The organism is Bradyrhizobium sp., from assembly GCF_019242285.1.
Lineage (GTDB): Bacteria > Pseudomonadota > Alphaproteobacteria > Rhizobiales > Xanthobacteraceae > Bradyrhizobium.
In genome coordinates, this window is sequence record NZ_JAFAVV010000784.1 from 1 (window position 1) to 4,201 (window position 4,201).

General features: G+C 66.5%; 4 protein-coding genes and 1 pseudogene. All 5 read left to right on the forward strand.

The genetic code is table 11. From position 1 onward, the window contains the following. Nucleotides 1-377, forward strand: a pseudogene (locus JOY90_RS31815) (ABC transporter substrate-binding protein); the annotation flags it as partial. 138 nt (nucleotides 378-515) lie between these two features. Beyond that, nucleotides 516-1,385 carry a branched-chain amino acid ABC transporter permease gene (locus JOY90_RS31820; protein WP_291695054.1) on the forward strand — a complete coding sequence of 290 codons (870 nt, stop codon included), beginning with the start codon at nucleotides 516-518 and terminating at the stop codon, nucleotides 1,383-1,385. Next, entirely contained in the window at nucleotides 1,382-2,335 is a 954-nt protein-coding gene (locus JOY90_RS31825) for a branched-chain amino acid ABC transporter permease (RefSeq protein ID WP_291695055.1), read from the forward strand. Before JOY90_RS31820 ends, JOY90_RS31825 begins: the two co-directional genes overlap by 4 nt. After that, complete coding sequence (locus tag JOY90_RS31830; RefSeq protein WP_291695056.1) at nucleotides 2,332-3,081, forward strand: ABC transporter ATP-binding protein; 750 nt, start codon at nucleotides 2,332-2,334, stop codon at nucleotides 3,079-3,081. The genes JOY90_RS31825 and JOY90_RS31830 overlap by 4 nt, the downstream gene beginning before the upstream one ends. Then, nucleotides 3,078-3,800 carry an ABC transporter ATP-binding protein gene (locus tag JOY90_RS31835; protein WP_291695057.1) on the forward strand — a complete coding sequence of 241 codons (723 nt, stop codon included), beginning with the start codon at nucleotides 3,078-3,080 and terminating at the stop codon, nucleotides 3,798-3,800. The genes JOY90_RS31830 and JOY90_RS31835 overlap by 4 nt, the downstream gene beginning before the upstream one ends. Nucleotides 3,801-4,201 lie beyond the last annotated feature (401 nt).

The window sequence follows — 4,201 nt, forward strand, 5'->3', positions numbered from 1 at the left end:
AGCTGGAGAGCATCCGCGCGGTGCCGGACAACGCCCGCGTCGGCTGGTGGACCATGGAATGGTGGTGGGACCAGCCGGGCGTGCCGCACGTCGCCGAGTTCAACGCCGCGATGAAGAAGATCACCGGGGGCGCCGCGACCGCGCGCAACTGGTTCGGCTATGTCTCGGTGCAGACCCTCGCCGTGATCGCCAACCAGGAGAAGACGCTGGACGCGCCCAAACTCGCGCACGCGCTGTCCGGCTTCAAACTGCCGCCCGAGATCGCGTTGCAGCCCGGTGCGCCGGAATACCGCGCCGGCGACCACGAGCTGATGAGCACGGTGTTCGTCGGCGAGGCGACCCGCCGAAGGGCGATCCCGACAACATGTTCACCGTGAGGAACCCGGTCCCCGGCGAAAAGGCCGCCGGCTCGGTGGAGGACACCGGCTGCAAGATGCAGTGGCCGGCCTGACCAAGGACATCCGGCGCCTGGCCATCGAACCAGGCGCCGTTTCGTTTCCGGCGTGCGGTGAACCATGACGCTGCTTCTCCTCTTCAACATCACCAACGGGCTGATCGTCGGCGCCTTCTACGTGCTGATGGCGCTCGGGCTGTCGCTCATCCTCAACCTCAGTAACGTCATCAACTTCGCCCATGGCGGCTTCCTCGTTATCGGCGGCTACATTGCATACGCGATCTCGCCCTATGTCGGCTTCTGGGGCGCGCTGCTGTTGGCGCCGCCGCTCACCGCCGTGATCGGGCTCGCGGTCGAGCGCGTGCTGATCCGGCCGCTCTATGGCCGCGACCCGCTCTACAGCCTGCTCCTCACCTTCGGCCTCGCCTTCATGATCGAGGACGGCACCCGCTTCATCTTCGGCCCGCAGGGCAAGCCGGTCGAAATCCCGGCCTTCCTGGCGCTGCCCTTGAGCAACGAGCTGTTCTTCATCACCGGCTACCGGCTGTTCATGGTCGCCGTGGTGTTCGTCGCGGTGGCGCTCTTGTTCCTGCTGTTGCGGTACACGCGGCTCGGCGTCCGCATCCGCGCCGGCACGCTCGATCTCGAAACCGTCGCCGCGCTCGGCATCAACGTTCGGCTGTTGCGCTCGCTCAACTTCGCGGTCGGCATCTTTCTCGCCGGGCTGTCCGGCGTGCTGGCGGCGGGCCAGCTCGGGCTCGAACCGACCATGGGCACCGGCCTGCTGATGCCGTCCTTCATCGCCATCATCGTCGGCGGCATCGGCAGCCTGCCCGGCACGCTGATCGGGGGCTTGCTGATCGGCGTGGCGTCCGGCGTGACCGCGGTGTTCTTCCCTGCCGCCAGCGAGGCCGTCATCTACGTCATGATGGCGGTGATCCTGTTGACCCGGCCGCGCGGGCTGTTCGGCGAAGAAGGAATGATGAGTTGAACGCCGACAATTCGCGTAAGCTGATCGTGCTCGCCGCGATCTGGATCGTGCTGCTGCTTGCCCCCTACTGGATGGCGCCGCTCGGCGGCTATACCGCGCTCGCCACCCGCGTGCTGGTGCTGGGGCTGGCCGCCATGTCGCTCAACTTCCTGCTCGGCTTCACCGGCGTGTTGTCGTTCGGCCATGCCGCCTGGTTCGGGCTCGGCGCCTATGGCGCCGGCCTGACGTTGAAATACCTCGCGCTCTCGACGCCGCTTGCGATCCTCGGCGGCATGCTGCTCGGCGGCCTCTGCGGCGCCCTCCTCGGCACCCTGATCGTGCGGCGGCGCGGCGTCTATTTCGCGATGGTGACGATCGCCTTCGGCCAGGTGTTCTACTACGTCGCGTTCCAATGGAGCTCGCTCACCGGCGGCGATGACGGCCTGCGCGGCTTCGCGCGCCAGCCGCTCGATTTCGGCGTCTTCAAGCTCGACATCCTCACCAACGCCGATACCTTCTATTATTTCGTGCTGTTCTGCTTCGCGCTCGCGGTCGGCGCCATGGGCTTCATCCTGCGCTCGCCATTCGGCCGCACCATGATCGCGATCCGAGAGAACGAGCGCCGCTCGCGCTTCCTCGGCATTCCCGTGGAACGGCACATCTGGATCGCGTTCACGCTGTCCTGCTTCTTCATGGGCTTTGCCGGCGCGCTCTATGCGCTGGTCAACAATTTCGCCGATCCGCGCGGCCTGCACTACAGCCAGTCCGGCGATTTCGTCATGATGGCCGTGATGGGCGGCATGCGCAGCTTCTGGGGCCCGCTGCTGGGCGCCGCCGTGTTCGTGGTGCTGCAGGACTATCTCTCCAGCATCACCGTGAACTGGATGTCGTTCGTCGGCCTCCTGTTCGTGCTGGTGGTGCTGTTCTTCCCGCGCGGCCTGCTCGGCTTCCTCCAACGGAGCAAGGCGTGAACGTTCTGGAGATCAACGGCGTCACCAAGCGCTTCGGCAACCTGGTCGCGGTGCGCGACGTCTCGCTCAATGTCGCGAAGGGTGAGCTCTGCGCCATCATCGGGCCGAACGGCGCCGGCAAGACCACCTTCTTCAACCTGATCTCCGGCTTTTTTCCGCCGACTTCGGGCACCATCATCTTCGACGGCAACGACATCACCAGGCTCGCAACCCATGAGCGCGTCACCCGCGGCATGGCCCGGACCTTCCAGATTACCGAGATCTTCCCGGAGCTCACGGTGTTCGAGAACGTCCGCATCGCGGTCGAGGTCGCCGACGGCTATCGGCTGCGGCCCTGGATCAACCGCACCGAGGCCGCGCGCGTCCACAAGCATGTCGAGACGACGCTGAAGCTGGTCGCGCTGGATATCAAGGCCGACCGGCTGGTCGGCGAGCTCGCCCATGGCGACCAGCGCGCCGCCGAAATCGCAATGGCGCTCGCCTTGCGGCCGCACCTGCTGCTGCTCGACGAGCCCACCGCCGGCATGGGCGACCAGGAGACCTACCAGATCACGCAACTGATCCGCCGCCTGCACCGCGACAGCCAGTATTCGATCGTGCTGATCGAGCACGACATGCGCGTGGTGTTCCATCTCGCCGACCGCGTCTGCGTGCTCGACCAGGGGAGGATGCTGGCGCAGGGCACGCCGCAACAGATCGCCGCCAACGAGGCCGTGCAGGCCGCCTATCTGGGCAGCGCCGCATGACCGCAGCACTCACCGCGCAGGGCGTCCACACCTATTACGGCAAGAGCCATATCCTGCACGGCGTCAGCCTCGACGTCGCCGAGGGCCGCATCACCGCGCTGCTCGGCCGCAACGGCGCCGGCAAGACCACGACCTTGCGCAGCCTGATGGGCCTGACGCCGCCGCGCGAGGGCAAGGTCACGATCCTCGGCGAGGAGACCACGCGCTGGCCGACCTTCCGGATCGCCGCGCTCGGCGTCGGCTACGTGCCGGAGGGCCGGCGCATCTTCGCCAATCTCAGCGTGGAGGAAAACCTCAAGGTCCCGCTGGAGCGCGGCGGCCCGTGGACCATCGAGCGCATCTACAAGCTGTTTCCGCGCCTCGAGGAGCGCAAGACCAATCGCGGCCGCCAGCTCTCCGGCGGCGAGCAGGAGATGCTGTCGATCGCCCGCGCGCTGCTGGTCAATCCGCGGCTCCTGATCCTCGACGAGCCGTCGCAGGGGCTGGCGCCGCTGGTGGTGCGCGAGGTGTTCCGCATCGTGCAGCAGATGAAGAGCGAGGGCATTTCCGTCCTCCTGGTCGAGCAGAACGCGCGCATGAGCCTCGAAATCGCCGACGACGCCTATGTGCTCGACGACGGTGCGATCGTCTATGCCGGCCCCGCCCGCGAGCTCGCCGCCGATGAAGCCCGCGTCCGCGCCCTCGCCGGCGCCAGCGCCGAGGAATGGACGGCGGGGTAGCGGCGCGATGCGCGTCGTGTTCGGATTCAACGTTTCAAACAGCCACTACTGTCATCGCGCGGCTTGCGAGCCCGCCGAAGCCCCTTGGCGTAGGCGGGACCGGGCGACCCAGCATTCAAGAGACAGTCGTGCCCATACGAGACGCCTCTGGAATGCTGGATACCCGCTTTCGCGGATATGACAGCGGAGAATGGGCACGCGTCCACGTTCTCGCGACGGGATTCATCCGAGTCTTGCAAGCGATCCACCCTCCGGAAACAAAAGAGGGCGCAGGGAATGCCGGGTGAACCAGCCTCACCCATGGCCCCCGTGCAACAAAAACGCACGGGGCAGGAACCACAGGTTCAGCCGAGATCACCGGCATTCCCTGCGCGATGGTGTTAACGCTTATGGCGTGCTCT